This is a genomic window from Listeria sp. ILCC792, assembly GCF_900186135.1.
Taxonomy (GTDB): Bacteria; Bacillota; Bacilli; order Lactobacillales; family Listeriaceae; genus Listeria; species Listeria goaensis.
The window spans coordinates 1-22888 of record NZ_FYBO01000007.1 but is presented as its reverse complement, the minus strand read 5'-3'; the positions used below and the strand labels follow the sequence as shown (position 1 = coordinate 22888).

Below are 22888 nucleotides of genomic sequence, written 5' to 3'. Positions count from 1 at the left end.
CCATCGCCTCCTATGAAATACCAATAAACGTTAAAATCAAATCAATCAACTTAATCGCCACAAATGGCGCTATGAGTCCGCCTAACCCGTAAATCAAAAGGTTGCGTCCAAGTAATTTTTGCGCCGGCATCTCCGTATATTTCACGCCTTTAAGCGAAAGAGGAATTAAGAAAATAATAATCAGAGCGTTATAGATTATCGCGGATAAAATCGCCGTTTTAGGGCTCGTTAAGGCCATGACGTTTAGCGCCGCTAGCTCCGGATAAATGCCGTAAAACAGGACGGGAATAATCGCGAAATATTTGGCGATGTCGTTCGCTACACTAAATGTCGTGAGCGCTCCCCGCGTCATCAAAAGCTGCTTGCCAATGCGAACGATGTCGATCAGTTTGGTCGGGCTCGAATCTAAATCCACCATGTTCCCCGCCTCTTTTGCTGCCTGCGTTCCCGAATTCATTGCCACTGCAACATCTGCTTGCGCAAGCGCTGGGGCGTCATTTGTGCCGTCACCGGTCATCGCAACAAGGTGGCCTTCTTGCTGGTAGCTCCGAATTAAATCGAGTTTCGCTTCTGGTGTCGCCTCCGCCAAGAAGTCATCCACCCCCGCTTCCGCTGCAATTGCAGCCGCAGTCATTGGGTTATCCCCGGTAATCATAATCGTTTTAATCCCCATTTTCCGAAGGTCAACAAAACGCTCTTTGACGCCATTTTTAACGATATCTTTTAAGAATATAACGCCTAGCACTTGCTTGTTTTTAACGACGACAAGCGGAGTTCCCCCGACATTCGCTACTTTTGAAACGAGTTCGTCGCATTCATCTGGATACGCGCCACCAATTTCCTGCACATATTTTTTTACCGCGTCTGCGGCCCCTTTTCGAATCGCGTCATTCGCGTAATCAATGCCACTCATACGCGTTTTAGCTGTAAACGGAATAAATTCTGCTTGCGTCCCGCTAAAATCACGCCCGCGAATATCAAACCTTTCTTTAGCCAAAATAACGATACTTCGTCCTTCAGCAGTTTCGTCAGCGAGTGAGGAAAGTTGCGCTGCATCTGCAAGATCACGTTCGCTTACGCCTGTTACAGGTAGGAACTCGCTTGCACGACGGTTTCCGAGTGTAATTGTCCCAGTTTTGTCGAGTAGTAAAACGTCCACATCACCAGCCGCCTCGATTGCCCGACCGCTCATCGCAAGTACATTCGCTTTATTTAAGCGGCTCATGCCAGCAATTCCAATGGAAGAAAGTAGCGCGCCAATGGTTGTTGGTGCCAGACAGACGAGCAGTGCGACAATGTTTGTCACCGAAACGGCCGAGCCATTTCCTGCTAGTTTGCTGGAAAAATCGGAAAACGGAAGTAAAGTCACCGAAACGGCTAGAAAAATAATCGTTAGCGTCACGAGTAAAATTTGTAGCGCAATTTCATTCGGTGTTTTTTTCCGCGCGGCGCCTTCTACCATCGCAATCATCTTATCTAAAAAGCTTTCACCCGCTTCTGTCGTAATTTCAATGACAAGCGAATCCGAAACTAGTGTTGTGCCGCCTGTCACGGCGCTTCTGTCGCCACCAGATTCCCGAATCACGGGTGCCGATTCACCGGTAATCGCGCTTTCGTCCACCGAAGCCGCACCAAAAATCACTTCGCCGTCCATCGGAATTTGCTCACCAGCTTCGACAATGACCACATCGCCTTTTTTCAAAGTATTGGATAAAACTTCGGTAAAGTCTTCGTGGTTATCAGCCGATTTCAACTTCCGCGTCAAAACATCTTTCCTAGCACTCCTTAAACTATCCGCCTGTGCCCGGCCGCGGCCTTCTGCAATCGCCTCCGCAAAGTTGGCGAACAAAACGGTGAACCAGAGTACCATCGCAATGACAAATGTGTACCACCGCGCTTCATCACCAATATTTATGAACGTTAAAAAATATAAAATGGTCGTTAAAACGGCGCCAAGATAAACGACAAACATGACTGGATTTTTAACTTGAATTTTAGGCGCAAGTTTTCTAAAAGATTGCTTTGTCGCGTCCATATATACATTTTTTTGACTGATTTCTTGTTTCATTTTTACTCACCCCTATTTTGTAGTGAAGAAGTCGGCAATTGGACCAAGCGCCAAGCTTGGCAAGAAACTTAAAGCGCCGACTAAGAAAATTACGCCAATTAAAAGGCCAACAAACAACCCTGTATCCGTTTTTAGCGTGCCACTGCTTGCTGCAACAGGCTTTTTCTTCGCCAAATTTGCCGCTAAGAATAGCGCAGCGACAAGCGGTAAGAAACGCACAATGAGCATGATGGTTCCGCCAATCAAATTCGTAAAGGTCGTATCGGCCGAAAAGCCTCCAAACGCACTCCCATTGTTATTTCCCATAGAAGTAAAAGCGTATAAGATTTCCGAAAAGCCGTGCGCGCCGCTATTTGTCAGCCAACCCGTAGCACTTGGCATCATCACCGCAAACATCGTGCCGAAAAGCGTGAATAGTGGCGGCCCAAGGATAATCAGACAGACCATTTTCATATCATAAGGTTCGATTTTCTTGCCTAAGTACTCCGGAGTCCGCCCGACCATAAGTCCTGCAATGAACACGGTCAAAATGACAAAAGCAATCATCCCGTAAAGCCCGCTACCAACTCCGCCAAAAATCACTTCCCCGAGTTGCATTAAGAACAGCGGTATAAAGCCTCCGAGCGGCGTCAGACTATCGTGCATCGCGTTCACTGAGCCATTCGATGCCGCCGTAGTTGACGTTGCAAAAAGTGACGAATCCGCAACCCCAAAACGCGCTTCCTTGCCTTCCATATTCCCCGCACTCACGTCTACACCAGCGTAATTTGGAACAGTTTGATATTCCGCCGCCGTGATGCCAACAAGTGCCACCACAAAAACAATTATCATGGTTAAAAATAGGGTTTTTCCTTGCCCCCGCTCTTTAACCGCATGACCGAACATAAAAACTAGCGCCGCTGGGATAATTAAAATCGCCAGCATTTCGAAAAAATTCGTAATTGCCGTAGGATTTTCAAACGGAAACGCCGAATTGGTTCCGAAAAACCCGCCGCCATTTGTCCCAAGCTGCTTAATCGCAATCTGACTCGCCGCTGGTCCCATCGGAATGATTTGACTTACCCCGTCCTGAAGCGTCGTCTGAACACTGTAGCCCGATAAATTTTGCACAACGCCACCAGAAACTAAAATTATCGAAAGCACGATTGATAGCGGCAACAGCACATAAAGCGTGATCCGCGTCAAATCTTGCCAAAAGTTACCTATAGTATGTTCCTTTTTTAAAATAAACCCACGAATTAATGCGAATAAAACGGCAATACCAGTTGCTGCCGACACAAAATTCTGCACGGTCAGCCCCATCATTTGCGAAAAATAGGACAACTGAGTTTCCCCCGCATAGGCCTGCCAATTCGTATTTGATACAAAACTCGCCGCCGTGTTAAACGCAAGCCCAATTGACATCCCTTTCATATTTTCTGGGTTAAGCGGCAAAAATCCTTGCATCATTAAAATGGCCATCAAAAAAACAAACCCAATTCCACTAAAAATTAACACCGAAAGAGCATATTTTTTTGGCGACATACTCGCCGTACTATTTTCACCCATCCCTTTATAAATCCACGTTTCAACTGGTTCAACAACACGCGATAAAAAAGTATGCCGGCCTTGCATTACCGCATACATATAACGTCCAAGAGGAATCGCCAGACCAATTAAGACAACAATGAAAATAACGTCTTTTAATATCGCTTGACTCATAAGTCTTCACCTCGGAATAAAACGTAAAATAAATACGCCATCAAAATAAGGGCTAGCACACCTAGAACACCAATGACCACGCTCATTTTTCTCAACTCCTTTTTCTATCCTAATCCTATCAGTTAAGGTATAAAGACGGTGTTAAATCAATTTATTAGGGTATAAAGATTTTGTAAAGGGGGTAGTCTGTGTAAAGTTTACACACATCACACACATTGTGTACACATTTCTACAGAATGAAAACGTTATTATATAGCGGTTTCATAGTTTCAAAAAGTTGGCACGGTTTTTGCATATATTATAACTATAAGAATTCAACCTATAGGAGGGTTTACAATGAAAACGATTATGTTAGTATGCTCCGCTGGTATGTCCACTAGCTTGCTTGTAACTAAAATGGAAAAAGCTGCTGAAGCGGAAGGTATGGAAGCAAAAATCTTTGCTGTTGCTGAAGCGGAAGCTGATAAGCACTTAGATGAAATCGATGTTTTACTACTTGGTCCACAAGTTCGTTTCTTAGAAGGAAACATGAAGAAAAAATTAGAGCCAAAAGGTATTCCACTAGGCGTGATTAACAGCATTGACTACGGAATGATGAAAGGCGACAAAGTTTTAGAACAAGCTAAAGAGTTAATGAAATAATTTTGTTAGCAAAGGGGCAACCCTTACTATAAATTAATGGTTCTTTTAAAGGCCACAAAAAAGGAGATTTTTTAAATGAATGGTTTTATTGCATTTATGGAGAAGCACTTCATTCCATACGCAGCTAAAATCGGTGCACAACGTCATTTAGTAGCCGTGCGTGATGGTTTCATCGCGACAATGCCACTAATGATTCTCGGTTCGTTCGCCGTACTAATTAACAACTTACCAATCCCTGGTTATATCCCGATGATGAATAACATTTTTGGGGAAGGAAAATGGCAAGCCTTCGGTGGTAACATTTGGGCTGGTACTTTCGCTATTTTAGGTCTTTTTATTGCTTTTACAGTAGCTTACAACCTTGCCAAATCTTATGACAAAGATGCTTTATCTTCTGGTGTCGTATCTGTAGCTTCTTTCTTTGCAATCGGCGCTGGATTCGTTACCGTTACTGACGGGGCTGGAAGTGTCGCGGGTCTTGGATCTGCTGGTTTATTCTTAGCACTTATTATTTCTTTAATTTCAACTGAAATTTTCACTCGTTTAAGTGGAAACTCAAAACTGATTATCAAAATGCCTGAAGGGGTTCCACCAGCAGTTGCTCGTTCATTTGCTGCATTATTCCCTTCGATGATTACCGTTTCAATTTTCGCTTTAATTACAGCTTTCTTCCAAGCTGCAGGTATTACAGATTTAGTTGGCGAATTCTACAAACTTGTTCAAGAACCATTCATGGGTCTTGCTAACTCGTTGCCAGTTGCTTTACTATTAGCATTTATTTCTTCATTCCTATGGTTCTTTGGTTTGCATGGTGCAAACATCATCGATCCATTTATGCAAACAATTAACGTTCCTGCAATCGAAGCTAACGTAAAAGCTCTAGAAGCAGGCGACAAAATCCCTTATATCGTTAACAAACCTTTCTTCGATTCTTTCGTAAACTTAGGTGGTACAGGGGCGACTCTAGGTCTTATCATTGCGATTTTCCTAGTAGCTCGTAAACATAAAGCTTACATGACAGTATCTAAATTATCTGCTGCACCAGGTGTGTTCATGATTAATGAACCGATGATGTTTGGTTTACCAATTGTGTTAAACCCAATCTTCTTCATTCCTTATATCTTGACACCAATGATTCTTGTAACAATTGCTTACTTTGCAACTGTACTTGGACTTGTTCCAGCTGCAACAGTTATCACACCTTGGACTACTCCGCCAATTATTGGTGGTGCCTTAGCAACACAAAGCTTGTCAGGTGGTATTTTAGCCGCAGTGAACTTAGTTGTCGCTGTTATTATCTACCTTCCATTCGCGAAAATGGCTCAAGTTCAAGAGCTTAAACGTGAAAAAGAGGCTGCTGCTGAGGAAGCAAAATAATTTCAACTTGAACTCTACACTTTAAGGACGTGTTGAACATGAATTCTGAAAATCTAGAACAAACAATTATGGGGCTAATCGTTTTTGGTGGTAATGCTAAAAGCGATGCAATGCTCGCAATTGATGCCGCTAAAAAGGGAGATTTCGATAAAGCTGACGAGCAAATTAAACTTGCCGAAGACGCTTTACTCGAGGCTCATCATTCTCAAACTGCTTTAATCCAAGGTGAAGCTCGTGGTGAAAAAACAGAAGTATCACTACTTCTTGTTCATGCTCAAGACCACTTAATGAACGCTATCACTTTCAAGGATTTAGCAAAAGAAATTGTTGAGTTATATCGTACAAAATAAGGTAAGAAAAGAAGCAAGCCAACTGGCTTGCTTCTTTTTAATTTATCGAACTTAAAAATCATCTTCCATTTGATCGACCGGCGCCACATATTGATAAACACCTTGTTTTCCCGCTTCAATAATTTGATTCGCTAACACGTTTAGCGGTAAGCTCTCTCGGTTTATAAATGCTTCTAGCAGTAGCGGTATATTCACGCCCGTTACAAGTTCTGTCTGACTAAAATTCAGAAGAAGCGTGACTAGCACATTAAAGGGGGTGCCTCCTTTTAAATCAGTGAGGAATAAAACGCCTTCTTCTACATTTAAATTGCTGATTTCCTGCATGATTTTGCTTTGTAGGTTTTCAGGCGTTTCTCCCACTTCGAATGGGACAAAACTGGTATTTTTCTGCGTGCCGCAAATCATTTCCGCTGAGCGAATTAATTCTTCTGCGGCATTCCCGTGCGTGCAAACAAAAATTGCTGTCATTTTCAAAACCGCCTTTTTAATAGTCTAATTGACGATAGTAGCGTCTGATTTCCATTGGATGGCGATTTAAACGCTCGATATGCACATCAATTCGGTTGTTTACAGCATGAATGATGAACGGGGATAAGATGCCTCTGAATTTTTCTGAAATGCCAGGCAAAGCGTAGTCTTTTGCATCGATGATTGTATAGTTGCCGCAAATTTGTGGAATAAAACGGGCGACTCGTTCACTTAATGCGCGCTGGCTATCTTCGGTTACATAAATCGTTACAGGTGTATCACGCTCAACAATTTCGAACATGCCGTGGAAAAATTCATGCGCCTCAATTGATTTCGTTTTAATCCAGTGCTGCTCTTCCCAGTAACACATGGCGTAGGAATACGTTGCGCCCCACTGGTTCCCGGCGCCTACAAAATAATGAATGTCATCGCGATGGTGTTTTTCGGCAAATTCACGCCCAAATGCGTCGGCGGATTTTTCAATTTCAACAATGCCTTTTGCAAAATGTTGATCCATTTCATTATAAAACTCGTCATACTCGGCAAACTCGCCAGCCAAATGCATAAAGCGGTCCCCCACCATGAAGAATTTCAATTGTTCGTTTAGCGGATAGGAAATTAAATGGTCAACAAGCGAAGCTAGTTCCGCATCGGCTTTATCAATGAAACCAAGAACCGTTGCGCCAAGCGCGTTACACTTTTTGACGGCTTGCACAACCTCTTCTGTGCTACCTGTGACCGATGAAACCACAACAAACGTATCTTTCGTCACTCGCTTATTCCCTGTCGTTAGAAACACGGCGGCGTTTTCATAAAAAGTTTCAAGCTCCGTTCTCTCTTTCATGTGCACAACCGCCTGCATAGCTGACGCGTAAGTGCCTCCAATACCTAACCAGCATATGTTACTAAAGCCTCGGTTAAAGACATGATCAATAACCTCATTAATTTGCGGACGTAATTTTAACGCCCCCTCCATATTTTTTAATACTTTTCCTTCGTCAAATTTTAGCATTGCTAGTCCTGCCTTTCTCTTCAAATTTTCGATTTTGTAATTGTGTCAAATTCCGGGAATGCGGATTTTTCCAAATTGATGCCCTTTTCCTGCGACACTTTAAACGCGAGCAGATGAACAGGCACCGTCATAAATAGCGAGGCGAGTAGTTCCTCTGTTTGAATGTCCAGCGCTAAATCTCCACGTTTCGCTTTGTCCCCATTCGCATAAATGGTCTCTACACGCGAAACATGTCCTTGCAAAAACTCCTTCAATTTATCCGCGCGTTCCAAAAGTATCCCTTCCGGTTCCAAGAAAATCACATAATCATCTGCAGATAAACCAATATATGGTCCGTGCATGTATTCTTCTAACTCTTTGCCAAACGCCGTAATTCGAATGGTTTCGGTTACTTTTGTTTCTCCTTCGCGCGCTACACCATACGTGCTTCCGTAGCCAATAAAGAAAATTCGGTTCGCCTTTAACCATTCAGGCGTGCGTTCGTCTACCCATTTGGTCGCTTTCGTGATAAGCGCTGGCAATTTGGTAGCGATTTTTTGCATTTCAGCCAAATCAAATTCATATTGTTCGGTCGTTACTTTTCCAGTTGCTAATGCCATTTCAAGCGCCAGTAAATTCAAGATGAGAATCGTCGCGCTGTAGCCTGCCGTCACATATGGCATTTCTTCAATGCCCATGCCCATTTCAATGACGTGCTCAGCCGCTTTTGCGATTGGACTAGTCACATCACTTGTCACCGTAAAAATTGTACCGCCTCGTTTTTGAATTTCTTCCACAAGATGGATGGTAGAATAACTATGGCCGCCTTGCGAAATCGCCACATATAACGTATTTTTATCCAAATGAAGCATGTAATTTCCAGAAATAGACGGCTCTTCTATATAAACGGGTATACCTAGTTTCGCGCTCATATAAAGTTGTGCCCCGAAAGCCGCATTCGAACTTGATCCTGTAGCAAAAATGACGATGGAATGATACGTTTTATGCTCCATTTGAATGATTTCTGCTAAAATTTGTTTGCGATTTCGCATAATATTTGTATATATTTCTGGTTCTGCATGAATATAATGTTCCATATTTTTCATTTTTTCACCCGCTTTATTTTAATAATCCTGTAAAGGCTCCTAAAATTCCAATTCCTGCGATTAAAAGGAGTATCCAATGCGCTTTAAGTCCTTTTTTATCTAGCCAAAAGATGAAGAAAGTGAAGCCAAGCGCTAGAATCCCTGGAACAATGCCATCAAAAATACTTTGAATACTGACGGCTTCTTTTCCCGTACCGAATTTAAACGGCATATTTATGCTTACCATGGTGGCTACCATCGCGCCAACAACACCTAACCCAATAATGGACGCGCCATAAGATAATTTATCCATTAAACCTGTCTTTTGGATTTTCTCAATAAAGTTAGCTCCAATATTATAGCCGACAAACAAACCGTAATAACGAGTCAGAATAGCCGGAATATTGAAAATAAGAAGGAACAGAATGGGGCCTAAAATATTTCCCTGCAGGGCAAGTGAAGTCCCGATTCCCGTTGCAATAACGCGTAATGTTCCCCAAAAGAACGAGTCGCCAATTCCGCTTAATGGGCCCATGAGCGCCACTTTAATATTATTAATGGAGTCTGTGTCAAAATCTTTTTCTTTGGCAGCTTGTTCCTCCATCGCGATTGAAATCCCTAGCGGAAATGTAGAGAGCCACGGTGTGACGTTATAAAACTCTAAATGCCTTTGATAAGAAGCGATTTTTTGATCTTTGTCATTTTTAAAAATCTTATTTAGTGCTGGTAACATTGAAAATCCGTAACCGAGATTTGATTGCCGCTCATAGTTCCACGACCATTCCATTGTGAATGAGCGCCAGAAAACTTTCATCAAATCTTTTTTAGTGAGTACATCAGAATTCTTCATCTTCATAGTTAATCCCCCCATCATTTGCAAGAGCTGGTTTTGTCTGGTCATTTTTTGGCGAATTATCATTTTTGAGTGTCGCATAGCCAGTTAAAATTAGCGCTAAACAAGCGGCAAAAATCGCAACACCAGTAACAGGTACTTTTAAGTAAACGGCTAAAGCAAAACCGAAAACAAAGAATACCGCATTCTTTTTATTAATCATTAGTTTAAGTAGTAACGCGAAACCGTAAGCTGGAAGAAGTCCTGTCGCAATCCCTAGACCCGTAATAACAAATTGCGGAATAGCATCAAGAACCGTTTGAATAACAGGGCTCCCGACAAGGTAAGAAACCGCGACGATAATCCCTATCGGCAAGTTAATGGATAAGAAGCCTCCCAGAAGCTGCATTCGACTTATCCCACTGGAATTCCCCTCCAAAGCATAGCGGTCAGCTTTATGCACAAAATAAGGTAGAACAAAGATAAAACAGAGATTTTTTACGACTAAAACAAGGGAAGCGATTGGAATCCCCAGCGCTAATGCTACCGCTGTGCTTTCCCCAGTCGCTATCGCAAAAGCAGTTCCTAAGATGCTGCCTGAAATAATCTCCGGCGGAATCGACGCACCGATGGAAAAGGAACCAACAAACGCTAATTCTAAAGTGGCTCCCATAATGATGCCCATCTGAACATCCCCCATAATAAGACCTGCGAGCGTACATGTTACAAGTGGCCTTGATAGCATGGATGAACCAAATAAGTATTCTCCATTTGCAAGCATTGCAACCAGTGCCAACAAAATTGCTGTTACAATATTTTCCATAATTTAGCCCTTCTTTCTAAGTTTATGCCTCAAAAGTGACTTTCTTTTCGTTCGGTACTTGTTGGATAAAAATGTCAATATTCCGTTTTTTCAAATCGTTCAAGCGCTCAACTTCGTTCGCCGTCAGATTTACCGCCTTAGAAAAATTGGTCGTGCCTTCTCGCTGCTTCGTTCCACCTAAATTCAACATTGGAATTTTGCCATTTGTGCCTTCGATTAGTTTGTAAGCGTCTTCAACCGATTCCACTACAATGAGCAAGTTATACTTGTCTGTGACTCCGGAATTAATAGCTTGGACACTCTCTTCTATGCTCTTCATTACTAACTTCGCCGCTTCAGGTTTAGCCAAACGAATGGCAGATTTTCGAAAATCATCTGCGGCAACGCTATCATTGGCGACCAATATCGTGTTTACGTCTAGTGCATTAAACCAGGATACCGCTACTTGTCCATGAAGCAAGCGGTGATCCACTCGTAGAAATTGAATCATTTTTTCTTCCTCCTTAGTTAAAATCGACTACATATTTGGTTGACTGGGCATCTTCATAACGATTTTGAATGGCAATGGGCACTCCGTTTTCTGCAAAAAACAGGCTACTTAATTTGAATACGGGGGCATTTTCTTGCACATGCATTGATTTTATTTGCTCATTACCGGCTAAAATAAGTTGAAGTTCCTGCTCAAGCTCAAACAATTTATATTTACCTGAATTGACAAGCTCTATGACATTAATAATTTGAAAATCATTCGCTTGTAAATTAGGATATAAACGCATTGGTAAAACAAGTATGTCTAGCGTTGTTGCGCGCTCATTTTTTTGAGTAAATTTAATGTAATAAATAAGCTCATTTTCCTTAACACCTAATTTTGCCGCATAAAACTTCCCTGCTTTACGCACATAAAAGTCTTTTATTTCCTTTTTCGAGTCCTCATTGGTGTTATTTTTCATAACACCTGTCATCTCTAGAATGTTTTGCGCGGTTAATTTTGGCTGCACATAAAGTCCGACACCATTTTTTCGCATAACAAGCCCTTCATTTACAAGTAAATCCACCGCGCGGCGAATCGTAGTTCGGCTACTCGAAAAAATGTCCTGCAATTCCGTTTCATTTGGCATTAGCATTCCCGCTTTATATTCATCGCGATTAATTTTTTCTTTTATTTCTTGCGCGATTTTCTCAAAAAGTGGCTGTTTTACGCCCATCTTCACTCATCCTCCAAGTAATCAAAAATATGTTTCGCGTTGATTTTATATTTAATTTGATTACCAATAAGATACTGTTTACTATATTCCACTGGCTCATCATTTTGGTCGAACGCCTTACTCACAACCTCGAAAAGCGGCGTTTCAAGCGGGACTTTCAAGCTATCTGAAAGCTCCTCGTCCGCCGACACAAAGCGCAACTCTTCTCGCCCGTAGGTTGGCCGCGTTTTAAATTCCTTTTCTAAAACATGGTAGAGCGATCTATTGTTAAAATCGATTGCCGCAATACCCGCAAATCGCCGAATATCTACGTACGATATTTCGAAAGAGAACGGCCTTCCAGAAACCTCCCGCAAACGAATTAATTTGAAAATCGGCTGATTTAAATCGAGTCCAAGAAATTGGTTGACTTCAGGAACCCCGTTCGCTACTTCATTTGAAACCACTGTAATGATTTGCTCACCGGGGAGCTGGCTACTCATTGAATTCATTTTCAAAATATTAATGGTTTGTTTCGTGTTGATGACCATGCCTTTGCGATTTCTTTTTTGCACGATGGCCTCTTTTTCAAGCGTATCAAGCGTCCGCCTGAGCGTTGTCCGGCTTACGCCTAGCTCTGTTTCAAGCGCGCGTTCCGATGGCATATCGATTTCACCACTAGCTGTTTTTTCTTGCACAAGAAACCGCAACTGCTCCTCGCTTTGAATAGCCGGCGATATGTCTTTGTACTCCATGGCGACACCTCCTAAAAAGATACAGCTAAATATATTTTTAATACCAACTTCATTGTAATCGCTTGCATTTTATTTGTCAATAGCTTTTCAAAAAAAGAAAGTATCACGGAGATACTTTCTTTTTTCGCCTTTCTAACGGGAGCGCTTCATATTTTATTTTGTAGAGCGAGTAAAAATGTGTTTTGTTTTGGAAGCCGACTTGTTCGATAATAGCGTTAATGGGGATGTTCGTTGTTTCGATTAATAAATTGGCGGCGAAAATTTTTTGTTTGTTAACAAGTTCGGTGAATGTTTGGCCTGTTTTCTTTTTAATGACATTGCTTAAATAATTTTTATTGTAGCCGAGCGTATCAGCAGCTGTTGTAAGCGTTATATCACGGTATTCTTTTTCAATTAAGTGTAGCGTATTAAGCGCTACGTTGTCCGTTTCCGAGTGCAAACTGCGCACCTCATCCGACAAGTAAGTATCACATTTGCGGACGAGCTCGGTAAATAAAATCGGCAAGTATAGTGTGATAATTTTGGTTGAAAATTCTTCATCACGAAAATATTCGGTTATAATTTGATCTAAAATTTGCTGGATGTGCGGGATATTGGCGCTTTTGAAGATAATATATTTTTTCATACGGTTGCCAGAAACGCTGGAGTTTAACAAAAAATCATACACGAGACTGTTTTTCTTCTTTATTCCGGTCAGCCACTCTAGGTTAATATTTTTATCCCGAAAAAGAATGTTGATCAAAATATCCTCCTCGCCCATCGCTCCGATTGAGTGATGGCAACCACTGTCGAGTAGCAGAAGTTCCCCTTTGTTTAAAACTTCGGGTTTTCCTTCAATCGTTTGATGACACTGTCCGCGGAGCATATAATTGAGCTCTAAAAATTGATGAGAGTGGTTCGGATAATCGGCAAAGCGGTTATGTTTACTGATGTAAATGTCTTTATTTCGAAAAAAGTATTCATTTAGCAAATTCATATTGCCATCTTTTTCAGAAAACGATTTTTTCGGGTAATCCATGATGAAATCGCCTGTTTCTTTTTGAACCTTTTCTTTACTGTTCATGCGGTATAACCTTGATTTAATGACCTCATCCACGATGCTCACCACCTGTATATTTGATACTATTATTATAATCCTACGTTATTGTAAACGCAATCATTCAAGAATATATTATAAGTAAGCGCTTAACAAAAATACGTAGGAGGGTTAATTATGAGTACAGTTGCAAAGGAGAGCAAAAAAGGAACCATCGCGGTATCCTTAACAAATTACTTAGACTCAGGTTGTATTGTTGCAGGTGCAAGTGGCTTAACTTTATGGGCCAGCGAATTTGGTTTAGATAGTTTTGCTGTAGGATTACTAGGTGCGGTGAGTGCGAATGCGTTTGGTTCTGCTTTTGGAGCGTTAATTGGCGGTCATTTGGCCGATAAATATGGTCGGAAATTCATTTACACATACAATATGCTGGTTTACATTTTAGGTGTTGCAATCATTATGTTTGCGATGAACTTTACGATGTTATTGCTTGGATTTTTAGTTACTGGATTGTCTGTTGGGGCAGGCGTTCCCGCTTCGTGGACGTATATTTCTGAAATGGCGAACCCGAAAATTAGAGCTAGAAATATCGGCATTTCACAATTTGCTTGGTCATGTGGCCCAGCGATTATCTTTACACTTGGCATTTTAGTTTCGCCACTTGGGCTTTTTGGAAACCGCTTACTATTTTTATCACTACTTATTGTAGCTATTGTAGCTTGGTCGCTGCAACGCCGTTTAGATGAATCGAAAGACTGGGAAGCCGAGCAAGCGAAATTAAAAGCGGCGGCCACAAAACAGTCGCATCCATTCAAACACGCTTTTTCAAATATGATAAACATTAAATCGATTTTATTTTTAGTTGGCGTTTACATGTTTTGGAACTTGGTTGCTGGTGCAATGGGCTTTTTCATGCCGTTTGTTTATGAAACAGTTGGCGGACTTACAAATACGCAAGCAAACTTACTTCAAGCTGTTTTATGGATTCTAACAGCCGCAGCTACTTATTTCGGATTTGCCAAATTTGGCGACCGTGTCAGTCACAGATGGTTATTTTTCGTCGGAGCCGCAATGGCTGTTGCCTCATGGGTTGTACTTACTTATGTTGGCATGTCTTGGGTTGGTCTTTGGACGTTCGTTATCCTTTGGGGGATTTCAGCAGGCATCGGGGCGCAAGCTTTTTATGCACTTTGGTCAACCGAACTCTTCCCGACGCAGTACCGCGGCGGAGTCCAAGGCATTATGTTCTTTATCGTTCGCGGAAGCGCCGGCATTTGGTCGATTATTTTCCCAGTTATTCTCACCAACCTTGGTTTCACTGTAGCAGGAACTATCATGATTGTTTTACTCGCTATTTCGCTATTCATTGGCGTCATTTGGACACCAAATACTCGCGGGCGGACACTTGATGATATCACGGAGGAACGTTACGGCGCTTTAAACAAAAAAGAAGTGAAAGCAACTCTTGCAAAGGAAAGTGATTGATGTGAAACACTATGTAGCAGTTGATATTGGGGCATCGAGCGGGCGACTTATTTTGGGAGAAATCGCGCAAGATAAACTCGTTTTACGGGAGGTGCACAGATTTAAAAATGGTTTTACGTTCCGAGATGGTCATGACCGGTGGGAAATCGACCAATTGATTCGCGAAATTTTCGCCGGGCTTACGAAATTAAAACAAGAAGGCATCGCAGAGTGTAGCCTTGGCATTGACACGTGGGGCGTCGACTATGTTTTGATTTCAGAGGAAGGGCAGAAACTGGCCGATCCGATTAGTTATCGCGACAAACGGACCGAGGATAAAATGACCGAAATGACCGCGCTTTACCCAAAAGACTTTATTTACAAAAAAACCGGGATTCAGTTTTTGGAATTAAATACACTCTACCAATTGTACGCGGAGGACAAAAACCAAATTAAGAAGGCAGACAAAATTTTGCTCATCCCTGATTATATTGGCTACGTATTAACGGGTAAAATGGTCGCTGAAACGACGAATTCGTCTACAACACAAATGCTTAATTTGCGGGAACAATTGTTTGACGCTGAGCTTCTCGCCCACTTAAATATCGACCCGAACAAGTTTGCCAAATTGACGGATGCGGGAACGACGCTTGGCGAATTGCTTCCAAAATGGTACGACGAATTCGACATTCCAACTTGCGAGGTCATTACAGTGGCGACGCATGATACCGCTTCAGCAGTCGTTGGAACGCCGCTTACTGGTAGTAATTCCGCCTTTTTAAGTAGTGGAACATGGTCACTCCTTGGCACGGAATTATCTGCGCCCATTACAAGCGACCGCGCCTTTCAGGAAAATTATACAAATGAATGGGGCGCATACGGGACGTATCGCTTTTTGAAAAATATTATGGGTCTTTGGATTGTGCAGGAAATTGCTCGTCAGGCGGGGCATTCGATTTCGTTTGCGGAGATGGCTGAGGAAGCAAATCGTTATCCGTATTTTACGAGCGTTATTGATGTGAACGACGCCCGTTTTAACAATCCGGAAAACATGATTGCAGAAATTCAAAATTATTGTCGGGAAAATGGGCAGCCGGTGCCGGAGTCAATTGGGGAGCTGACAAACTGTGTTTATTCGAGCCTCGCCATTTGTTACCGGGACGCACTAAAGACGCTAGCTGAAATTACCGGCGAACAAGTTCAGTCGCTCCACATTGTTGGCGGAGGCAGTAATGTTGCCATTTTGAACCAATTGACAGCTGATCTTGCGGGCATTCCCGTTTACGCTGGACCAAGCGAGGCGACGGCCACCGGGAACTTATGCGTGCAAATGATAACAAAAGGCGTCTTAAAAAATATGTCTCACGCAAGAAACATCGTTCGTTCTTCTTTTCATATAAAAAAATATGTTCCAAAAACGAGCGATTTAATTTTAGGAGGGAAAATCAATGAGTGAAGTAGAAAAACGTTATGAGAGCGCAAAAAGCCGTTATGCGGCGATTGGTGTAGATACGGAGGCGGCTCTTCGGAAGCTGCAAGAAATCAAAATCTCGATGCACTGCTGGCAAGGCGACGATGTGAAAGGGTTTTTAAATCCTGGCGGCGAACTGACTGGCGGCATTATGGCAACGGGCAACTACCCTGGTGTGGCGACAACGCCGAATGAGCTCCGCGCTGATTTAGAGAAGGCTTTTTCGTTAATTCCCGGGAAACATAAAGTGAATTTGCACGCGATGTACGTGGATACGGATGAAAAAGTGGATTTAGATGAGATTGAGCCAAAACATTTTGAAGGTTGGGTGAACTGGGCGAAGGAACACGGGCTTGGACTCGACTTCAATCCGACTTTCTTTTCGCATCCGATGTTTAAAGACAATTATACGCTTGCTTCTCCTGATCAAACGGTTCGCGATTTTTGGATTGAGCACGGGAAACGTTCACGGAAAATCTCGGAATATTTCGGGCGCGAATTAGGGCAAACGAGCATTAACAATTTCTGGGTTCCAGATGGTATGAAAGACAATCCAATTGACCGTCTGACACCTCGGAAACGCCTAATGGAGGCACTTGATGAAGTTTTTGCGGAAAAATTGGATGAAAATTTCACGCAAGAATCAGTTGAAAGCAAACTTTTCGGTTTGGGCGCTGAAGCGTATACAGTTGGCTCTCATGAGTTTTATATGGGGTACGGTTTAACACGTGATAAATTAATTTGTTTAGATGCTGGGCACTTCCATCCAACCGAAGTCATTTCAAATAAACTTTCCTCCTTAGCTTTATTCAGCAAAGGGGTTATGCTCCACGTAAGCCGGCCAGTGCGCTGGGATAGCGATCATGTTGTGCTCATGGACGATGAGCTTGTCGAGATTGGCCGTGAGCTTGTGCGTAATGACTTATTGCCGATTACAAATATCGGGCTCGATTTCTTTGATGCGACGATTAACCGTGTCGCCGCCTGGGTTGTCGGCGTTCGCAACACCCAAAAAGCACTTTTAAAAGCACTCCTTGAACCGACCGCTGATTTGAAAAAAATGGAGCTTGCAAACGACTTTACATCGCGTTTAGTTTTCACAGAGGAACTAAAAGACTTTCCTTACGGGGATGTATGGAATTATTTCTGCGAGCAAAACGGCGTTCCAGTTGGGCTTAACTGGCTTACGGACGTGCGTGATTACGAAGAAAGTACGCTGTTAAAACGAAACGCAATTTTAGAACGATAGGAGTCTTAAAAATGGTGAATCAAATAGTAAACAAAATTGAAACTGCCCCTTTTGTAGAAGAAATGGTCGAAACGGCAAGCAATTTGTACCGCCTAGGCTGGGATGAACGAAACGGCGGAAATATTAGTTACTTGCTTTTCGAGGAAGAAATCGCGCCTTATTTGGATGCTAGCAAAACTATCCGCAACATTCCAATGGATTTTGATGGCAGTGCTCTAATCGGCAAATATTTTTTAGTAACGGGATCAGGCAAATATTTCAAAAATGTGCGAAAAGCGCCTAGCGAAAATATTGGTATTATCCGCGTTACAAATGACGGGAGAAGCGTAGACCTCCTTTGGGGACTTGAAAACGGAGCTGTGCCAACAAGCGAACTTCCTTCTCATTTTATGAGCCATATCGCGCGCCTCTCTGTCAACCCAAATAATCGCGTTGTCATGCACTGTCACGCGACGCATCTTTTGGCGATGACTTTCACGCACAATTTAGATGAACGCCTCTTCACCAGAACACTTTGGCAAATGTGTACAGAATGTCTGGTCGTCTTTCCAGATGGTGTTGGCATCATTCCTTGGCTTATCCCGGGGACGAACGAAATTGGCACGGCGACTTCGGAAAAGATGAAGGAAACTCGCCTCGTCGTTTGGCCGCATCACGGTATTTACGGGGCCGGCGAAACGATGGACGAAACATTCGGTCTAATTGAAACCGCAGAAAAAGCCGCGCAAGTTTACACGATTGTCCGCGCACAAGGCGACGTTTTACAAACGATTACTGATGAACAATTGCACTTGCTCGGCGAACGCTTTGGCGTCACCCCAAAAGCCGGTTATTTGAACATATAAGGAGGAATCCACATGGAACGCATCGCACAACTCATGTATTTGTACCCAGACAAGCAAGAGGAATACAAAAAACGCCACGACGAGCTTTGGCCTGAGCTTGAAGCCGCATTAAAAGCGCACGGGGCAAGTAATTACTCCATTTTTTTGGACAAAAACACCGACATTTTATTTGCGTATCTGGAGGTCAGTGATCTTTCGCGGTACAACAAAATCGCGGACACTGAAATTTGCAAAAAATGGTGGGCATACATGGCGCAGATAATGAAAACAAATGAGGATAACAGTCCTGTCACAAAAGATTTACGTGAAGTATTTTATTTAGCCTAGCGAGTTACGGGTCGCCAGTTGCGGCCCTTTCGCACATTGTTTTTTGTGATATTTCGAACAAAGGAGAGGATTTTTATGGTAAACCGCATGATTTTAAATGAAACTTCGTATTTTGGGAAAGGTGCGATTTATAAAATTGCGGATGAGGTTCAAAAACGCGGATTTCAAAAAGGCTTTTTGGTGACGGATAGCGGCCTAGTTGATGCGGGTGTGGCCAAACGCATAACGGACATTCTGGATGAACACCAATTGCCGTATACGGTTTTTGATGGCATCACGCCAAACCCTAATTTAGCGGTCGTAAACGCCGGCGTCGCTGCCCTAAAAGCGTCTGGCGCTGACTATATTTTGGCGCTCGGGGGAGGTTCCCCAATTGACGCGGCCAAAGCACTTGGCATCATTTACGCAAATCCAGAACACGCGGGCATTTTAAGCCTAGAGGGAGAACCTGGAACTAAAAACCCGAGCTTGCCAATTTTGGCTGTCCCGACAACATCAGGAACTGCTGCCGAAGTGACGATTAACTATGTGATTACTGACGAGGCCAACAACCGCAAATTTGTTTGCGTCGACCCGCACGATATCCCTGTATGCTCTTTTATTGACAGCGACATGATGATGGGCATGCCGAAAGCGCTTTGTGCCGCAACAGGAATGGACGCTTTAACCCACGCCATCGAAGGTTTTATTACAAAAGGGGCTTGGGAGCTAACCGACACCTTGCACTTAAAAGCCATCGAAATAATTAGTCACGCCCTTCCTGCTTCTGTAGACGGTGATTCAGCTGCACGCGAAAAAATGGCGCTCGGTCAATATATGGCTGGAATGGGCTTCTCAAACGTGGGGCTTGGCCTCGTTCATGGCATGGCTCACCCACTAAGCGCTTGGTATAACGTACCTCACGGAGTTGCCTGCGCCGCACTTCTTCCGATTGTGATGGACTACAACAAAGACTTTACGGGGGAAAAATATCGAGAAATTGCCCGTGTCATGGACATTCCAAATGTTGAAGCTTCCTCAATTGACGAGGTTCGCATAAAAGCCGTAGAAGCCGTGAAATCACTCGGCAAACAAGTTGGCATCCCACAAAACATCACCGAACTCGGCGTTCTAGAAACTGATTTAGAAGCCATTGCAAAAGATGCCCTTAAAGATGTCTGCACTGGCGGAAATCCGCGTGAAACTAGTTTAGAGGACATTTTATCACTTTATAAAGCGATGTTATAAAAAACGCCAGGGAGACCTGGCGTTTTTTAACTCCTCATATTCTTAATTACATGGCGAACAGCCCAAATTGGGTGGTGAAACAGCATTCTCGGACCTGAAAAGCGCATAACTTGCTTGATTTTATCGCGATAGTCGGCGCGGTAGCAATGAACACTACACTTCTCACACGTGCCTTTTTCTTCACCAAAACGGCAAAAATCCAAACGTTTCATCGCATAATTTTGCAAGTCTTGACAAGTATCGCATAAGCACGGCGTATGATGGTTTTTCTTGCAATATAGCTCAATCATTGCTGTAACCGTCTGACGTTCACGCGTGATTTTCGGTCCATTGTTCACTATTCTCATTCCCATTCGCCTCTATTTCATTAATTTATCCAAAACATTTGTTAAAAGTTCCGCATTAATCGTAATTTTAGGCGGTCTCGCATAAATCGTATCATTGACCCGCTCAACCATCGTTAATAAGATCACACTGTTTAAAACAAGGGAAATTGTTTCCGATTGTTCCGATTTCTCTTTTTCGCGCATGAATTGCTTAATTTTCTCCCCAACTTTTAGATATAAATATTCAATTATGGTCGGATTGATGAATTCCATGTCCTTACTGCCCATTTCTTTCACCGAAATAACCATAAACGCTTGGTATTTATCATAAAGAGTGAGAATAAATTCACTGGCCTCTTTTAAAAAGCTGTGACTGTCTTCAAAATCGCGCTCAAAAAAGCGATTGATTTCCTCTTGCATCATCTCAAATTGGAATTCAAGAGTCATATGAATCAAATTTTCTTTGCTTTTAAATTTTTTAAAAATGGTCGCCTCATTAATTCCCGCCGCTTCAGCGAGTTGGCGCGTAGTGGAACCTTTAATGCCATTTTGAGCAAGCATTTTAAGCGTTGCCTCCATAATTGACTCTTTCGTAATCACTTGTTTTCTCCTTCCTTGCACACAAAGCAAGTACTTACTTAACAAAAGTATAGCAGAGGATGAAATGTTGTTCAAGAGGTGTCCTCTTTTGACTAATAGTCTGCAGAATCACAGAACTGTAATCTGTTTGAAATAGCAACTGAAAGGGAAAAATGGGATAATGATAACTAAATTAGTGTACCTAGCCCGGGAAGATTTCCCTCAAAAGGAGTGACCATGTTTGAACAAAACAAGAAAAGAGAGGATTTTAGCTGCCCGCAAAAACGGACAGTTAAATAAAAAGAAAAGCGCTCTACAAACAGGAGCGAAAGTTGCAAGCTTTACAGCTATCGCAAGTACAGCTTTAGTCCCTGCGTTTTCAACTGTAGTGAGTGCAGATGAAGTCGCAAACAACAGTCAAAACGATAAGACACCTGCGAAAACATTAGAAAATCAGCGTGTCGCTACCGGAGGAAAAGAAACGGTTTCCGTTAAACCACTCGTAAGTTATTCTTCAGGCGCAACGTTTAGTAACTTTCAAAAAACGACACTAAAAAGCACAGCTTCGGTTCAAAGTTTTATCAATCAGATTAGTTTAAGTGCTTCCCAAATTGCTACTGCAAATGACTTGTATGCTTCCGTCATGATTGCACAAGCGATTCTAGAAAGCACCTACGGAACAAGCGCCCTCGGTTCAGCGCCAAATTACAATTTATTCGGCATAAAAGGCACATACAACGGACAATCCGTTTTAAAACAAACGTTAGAAGATGACGGCAATGGCAATTATTATCCTATTAACGCTCATTTCCGCAAATATCCGTCATACCACGAATCTTTGCAGGACTATGCGCGCGTCATCCGAAACGGTCCGTCATGGAACCCGAACTACTATGCCGGCGCTTGGAAAAGCAACACATCATCTTATCTCGGCGCCACCCAAGCACTGACCGGAACATACGCAACCGACACAAGCTACTCCGTCAAACTAAACAACCTGATCAAAACTTATAACTTAACTCAGTACGACACACCCGGAAGCGGAACAGGTTCAGGAAACATCGTCGGCAGTACTTATTATACTGTGAAAAAAGGCGACACCTTGTGGAGCATAGCTACGCGCCACGGATTGTCTGTCTCGAATTTAAAATCATTAAACAACTTAAAGAGCAACACCATTCACATCGGGCAAAAACTCGTCATAAAACAAGGCACACCTAGTGGTAGCAGCAATACATCGGCCACGACATACAAAGTAGTTTCTGGCGACACGCTTTGGCGAATTGCTACAAAATACAAAACGACACCCGCCAATCTTAAAGCTTGGAACGGCCTAAAATCCGATACCATTCGTGTCGGACAAGTTTTAAAAGTGAGCGCAGGTAGTACAAATACCGGCGGAAGCGGAAGTTCAACCACTGCCACGTACACCGTTAAAAAAGGTGACACACTTTGGAAAATCGCAACAGCCAACAAAACGACTGTCGCAAATATTAAGTCTTGGAATAAACTACCGTCAGACGCCATACGAGTTGGGCAAAAGCTCATCGTTTCAAAATCCGCTAACACACCGTCTAGTTCAAAACCAAGTACAGCAAGCTACACCGTAAAAAAAGGTGACACGTTATGGGGTGTTGCCTCAAAGAACAAAACTTCCGTCACCAAATTGAAGTCCCTCAACAAACTAACAAGCAACACGATTTATGTTGGGCAGAAATTGAAATTGAAATAAAAAAAGGAGTTGCGGCATCTTGCAACTCCCAAAAGTTAGACTTCTGTAGAGTGGGCTTTTCCCACTCTACTTTTTCATGTGGTAGATTGCTTCCTTTAGCAAACTTTGCCAATCAATTTGTCTGGTTCGTCTTGTTGTTTCATCGGCAACATAATCCACATCACCTTTTCCAACTAGATATTCTTGTACAATCGTTAACTTTAATTCTTTCAGGAGTTCTTCGCTACCCCTTCTATACGTCGATGCTCCCGCGTTTTAGTTGGGCGATCAATGTGCCTAAATTGGCCACCACTTTATCCGCCTGTTTGTCCAGTGCGAGAACCGCCGCCGCTTTGTTATCACTTAACTGATACTTA

The 22888-nt window shown here is 42.6% G+C and carries 24 protein-coding genes; 10 read left to right on the top strand and 14 right to left on the bottom strand.

Translation table 11 applies throughout. From position 1 onward, the window contains the following. Nucleotides 1-10: 10 nt before the first annotated feature. Genes kdpB through kdpF form a run of 3 tightly spaced genes read right to left on the bottom strand, consistent with a single transcriptional unit; the run spans nucleotide 11 to nucleotide 3855 of the window. Nucleotides 11-2035: a potassium-transporting ATPase subunit KdpB gene (gene kdpB / locus CFS60_RS08640; protein WP_369823191.1), complete on the bottom strand. Its 2025-nt coding sequence runs from the start codon at nucleotides 2033-2035 to the stop codon at nucleotides 11-13. Between the two features lie 45 nt (nucleotides 2036-2080). Then, complete coding sequence (gene kdpA / locus CFS60_RS08635; RefSeq protein ID WP_088816150.1) at nucleotides 2081-3769, bottom strand: potassium-transporting ATPase subunit KdpA; 1689 nt, start codon at nucleotides 3767-3769, stop codon at nucleotides 2081-2083. Then, on the bottom strand, nucleotides 3766-3855 hold the full coding sequence (gene kdpF / locus CFS60_RS08630) for a K(+)-transporting ATPase subunit F (protein ID WP_088810645.1): 90 nt from the start codon (nucleotides 3853-3855) through the stop codon (nucleotides 3766-3768). The genes kdpA and kdpF overlap by 4 nt, the downstream gene beginning before the upstream one ends. Nucleotides 3856-4105: 250 nt before the next feature. Between kdpF and CFS60_RS08625 the strand changes: the two genes are divergently transcribed. From CFS60_RS08625 to CFS60_RS08615, 3 genes are all read left to right on the top strand, one after another. After that, nucleotides 4106-4411, top strand: a complete 306-nt coding sequence (locus tag CFS60_RS08625) for a PTS sugar transporter subunit IIB (protein WP_088810644.1) — start codon at nucleotides 4106-4108, stop codon at nucleotides 4409-4411. Nucleotides 4412-4486: 75 nt separating this feature from the next. After that, on the top strand, nucleotides 4487-5788 hold the full coding sequence (locus tag CFS60_RS08620) for a PTS sugar transporter subunit IIC (RefSeq protein WP_088810643.1): 1302 nt from the start codon (nucleotides 4487-4489) through the stop codon (nucleotides 5786-5788). Between the two features lie 38 nt (nucleotides 5789-5826). Beyond that, nucleotides 5827-6138: a PTS lactose/cellobiose transporter subunit IIA gene (locus tag CFS60_RS08615; RefSeq protein WP_088810642.1), complete on the top strand. Its 312-nt coding sequence runs from the start codon at nucleotides 5827-5829 to the stop codon at nucleotides 6136-6138. Between the two features lie 51 nt (nucleotides 6139-6189). On the opposite strand, the gene CFS60_RS08610 is transcribed toward CFS60_RS08615, so the two are convergent. The 9 genes from CFS60_RS08610 to CFS60_RS08570 form a co-directional block, all read right to left on the bottom strand. Further along, nucleotides 6190-6606 carry a PTS sugar transporter subunit IIA gene (locus tag CFS60_RS08610; protein ID WP_088810641.1) on the bottom strand — a complete coding sequence of 139 codons (417 nt, stop codon included), beginning with the start codon at nucleotides 6604-6606 and terminating at the stop codon, nucleotides 6190-6192. 16 nt (nucleotides 6607-6622) lie between these two features. Continuing rightward, nucleotides 6623-7618 carry an SIS domain-containing protein gene (locus tag CFS60_RS08605; RefSeq protein ID WP_088810640.1) on the bottom strand — a complete coding sequence of 332 codons (996 nt, stop codon included), beginning with the start codon at nucleotides 7616-7618 and terminating at the stop codon, nucleotides 6623-6625. A 20-nt stretch (nucleotides 7619-7638) separates the two neighbouring features. Beyond that, nucleotides 7639-8703, bottom strand: a complete 1065-nt coding sequence (locus tag CFS60_RS08600; protein WP_088810639.1) for an SIS domain-containing protein — start codon at nucleotides 8701-8703, stop codon at nucleotides 7639-7641. 13 nt (nucleotides 8704-8716) lie between these two features. Then, nucleotides 8717-9538 (bottom strand): PTS system mannose/fructose/sorbose family transporter subunit IID, encoded by an 822-nt coding sequence (locus CFS60_RS08595; RefSeq protein ID WP_088810638.1) that lies wholly within the window; start codon nucleotides 9536-9538, stop codon nucleotides 8717-8719. Continuing rightward, the gene (locus CFS60_RS08590; protein WP_088816147.1) at nucleotides 9519-10337 is read right to left on the bottom strand and encodes a PTS mannose/fructose/sorbose/N-acetylgalactosamine transporter subunit IIC; all 819 of its coding nucleotides are present in this window, start codon (nucleotides 10335-10337) and stop codon (nucleotides 9519-9521) included. Before CFS60_RS08590 ends, CFS60_RS08595 begins: the two co-directional genes overlap by 20 nt. A 22-nt stretch (nucleotides 10338-10359) precedes the next feature. After that, nucleotides 10360-10827: a PTS system mannose/fructose/N-acetylgalactosamine-transporter subunit IIB gene (locus CFS60_RS08585; RefSeq protein ID WP_088810636.1), complete on the bottom strand. Its 468-nt coding sequence runs from the start codon at nucleotides 10825-10827 to the stop codon at nucleotides 10360-10362. A gap of 13 nt (nucleotides 10828-10840) precedes the next feature. Beyond that, entirely contained in the window at nucleotides 10841-11542 is a 702-nt protein-coding gene (locus CFS60_RS08580) for a GntR family transcriptional regulator (protein ID WP_088816146.1), read from the bottom strand. 2 nt (nucleotides 11543-11544) lie between these two features. Continuing rightward, nucleotides 11545-12276 (bottom strand): GntR family transcriptional regulator, encoded by a 732-nt coding sequence (locus CFS60_RS08575; RefSeq protein WP_088839091.1) that lies wholly within the window; start codon nucleotides 12274-12276, stop codon nucleotides 11545-11547. A gap of 103 nt (nucleotides 12277-12379) precedes the next feature. Further along, nucleotides 12380-13339 carry a helix-turn-helix domain-containing protein gene (locus CFS60_RS08570; RefSeq protein ID WP_240310402.1) on the bottom strand — a complete coding sequence of 320 codons (960 nt, stop codon included), beginning with the start codon at nucleotides 13337-13339 and terminating at the stop codon, nucleotides 12380-12382. Between the two features lie 150 nt (nucleotides 13340-13489). On the opposite strand from CFS60_RS08570, the gene CFS60_RS08565 reads away from it, so the two are divergent. From CFS60_RS08565 to fucO, 6 genes are all read left to right on the top strand, one after another. Next, nucleotides 13490-14797, top strand: coding sequence for an MFS transporter (locus CFS60_RS08565; protein ID WP_088839090.1), 1308 nt, complete (start codon nucleotides 13490-13492; stop codon nucleotides 14795-14797). 1 nt (nucleotide 14798) lies between these two features. Next, the gene (gene rhaB / locus CFS60_RS08560) at nucleotides 14799-16232 is read left to right on the top strand and encodes a rhamnulokinase (protein ID WP_088839089.1); all 1434 of its coding nucleotides are present in this window, start codon (nucleotides 14799-14801) and stop codon (nucleotides 16230-16232) included. Next, nucleotides 16225-17496: an L-rhamnose isomerase gene (gene rhaA, locus CFS60_RS08555; RefSeq protein ID WP_088810630.1), complete on the top strand. Its 1272-nt coding sequence runs from the start codon at nucleotides 16225-16227 to the stop codon at nucleotides 17494-17496. The genes rhaB and rhaA overlap by 8 nt, the downstream gene beginning before the upstream one ends. 11 nt (nucleotides 17497-17507) lie before the next feature. Further along, the gene (rhaD, locus tag CFS60_RS08550) at nucleotides 17508-18341 is read left to right on the top strand and encodes a rhamnulose-1-phosphate aldolase (RefSeq protein WP_088839088.1); all 834 of its coding nucleotides are present in this window, start codon (nucleotides 17508-17510) and stop codon (nucleotides 18339-18341) included. 12 nt (nucleotides 18342-18353) lie between these two features. Further along, entirely contained in the window at nucleotides 18354-18668 is a 315-nt protein-coding gene (gene rhaM, locus CFS60_RS08545) for an L-rhamnose mutarotase (protein ID WP_088810628.1), read from the top strand. A 75-nt stretch (nucleotides 18669-18743) separates the two neighbouring features. Continuing rightward, nucleotides 18744-19895 (top strand): lactaldehyde reductase, encoded by a 1152-nt coding sequence (fucO, locus tag CFS60_RS08540; protein ID WP_088816143.1) that lies wholly within the window; start codon nucleotides 18744-18746, stop codon nucleotides 19893-19895. A 26-nt stretch (nucleotides 19896-19921) separates the two neighbouring features. Here the strand turns inward: fucO and CFS60_RS08535 are convergent, their stop codons facing one another. Together CFS60_RS08535 and CFS60_RS08530 are read right to left on the bottom strand one after the other, a co-directional pair. Beyond that, nucleotides 19922-20242 (bottom strand): nitrous oxide-stimulated promoter family protein, encoded by a 321-nt coding sequence (locus CFS60_RS08535; protein ID WP_208611159.1) that lies wholly within the window; start codon nucleotides 20240-20242, stop codon nucleotides 19922-19924. A gap of 12 nt (nucleotides 20243-20254) precedes the next feature. Further along, nucleotides 20255-20821 carry a TetR/AcrR family transcriptional regulator gene (locus CFS60_RS08530; protein ID WP_088816141.1) on the bottom strand — a complete coding sequence of 189 codons (567 nt, stop codon included), beginning with the start codon at nucleotides 20819-20821 and terminating at the stop codon, nucleotides 20255-20257. A 220-nt stretch (nucleotides 20822-21041) separates the two neighbouring features. Between CFS60_RS08530 and CFS60_RS08525 the strand changes: the two genes are divergently transcribed. Then, nucleotides 21042-22532: a LysM peptidoglycan-binding domain-containing protein gene (locus tag CFS60_RS08525; protein ID WP_088839087.1), complete on the top strand. Its 1491-nt coding sequence runs from the start codon at nucleotides 21042-21044 to the stop codon at nucleotides 22530-22532. The last annotated feature ends 356 nt before the right edge of the window (nucleotides 22533-22888 follow it).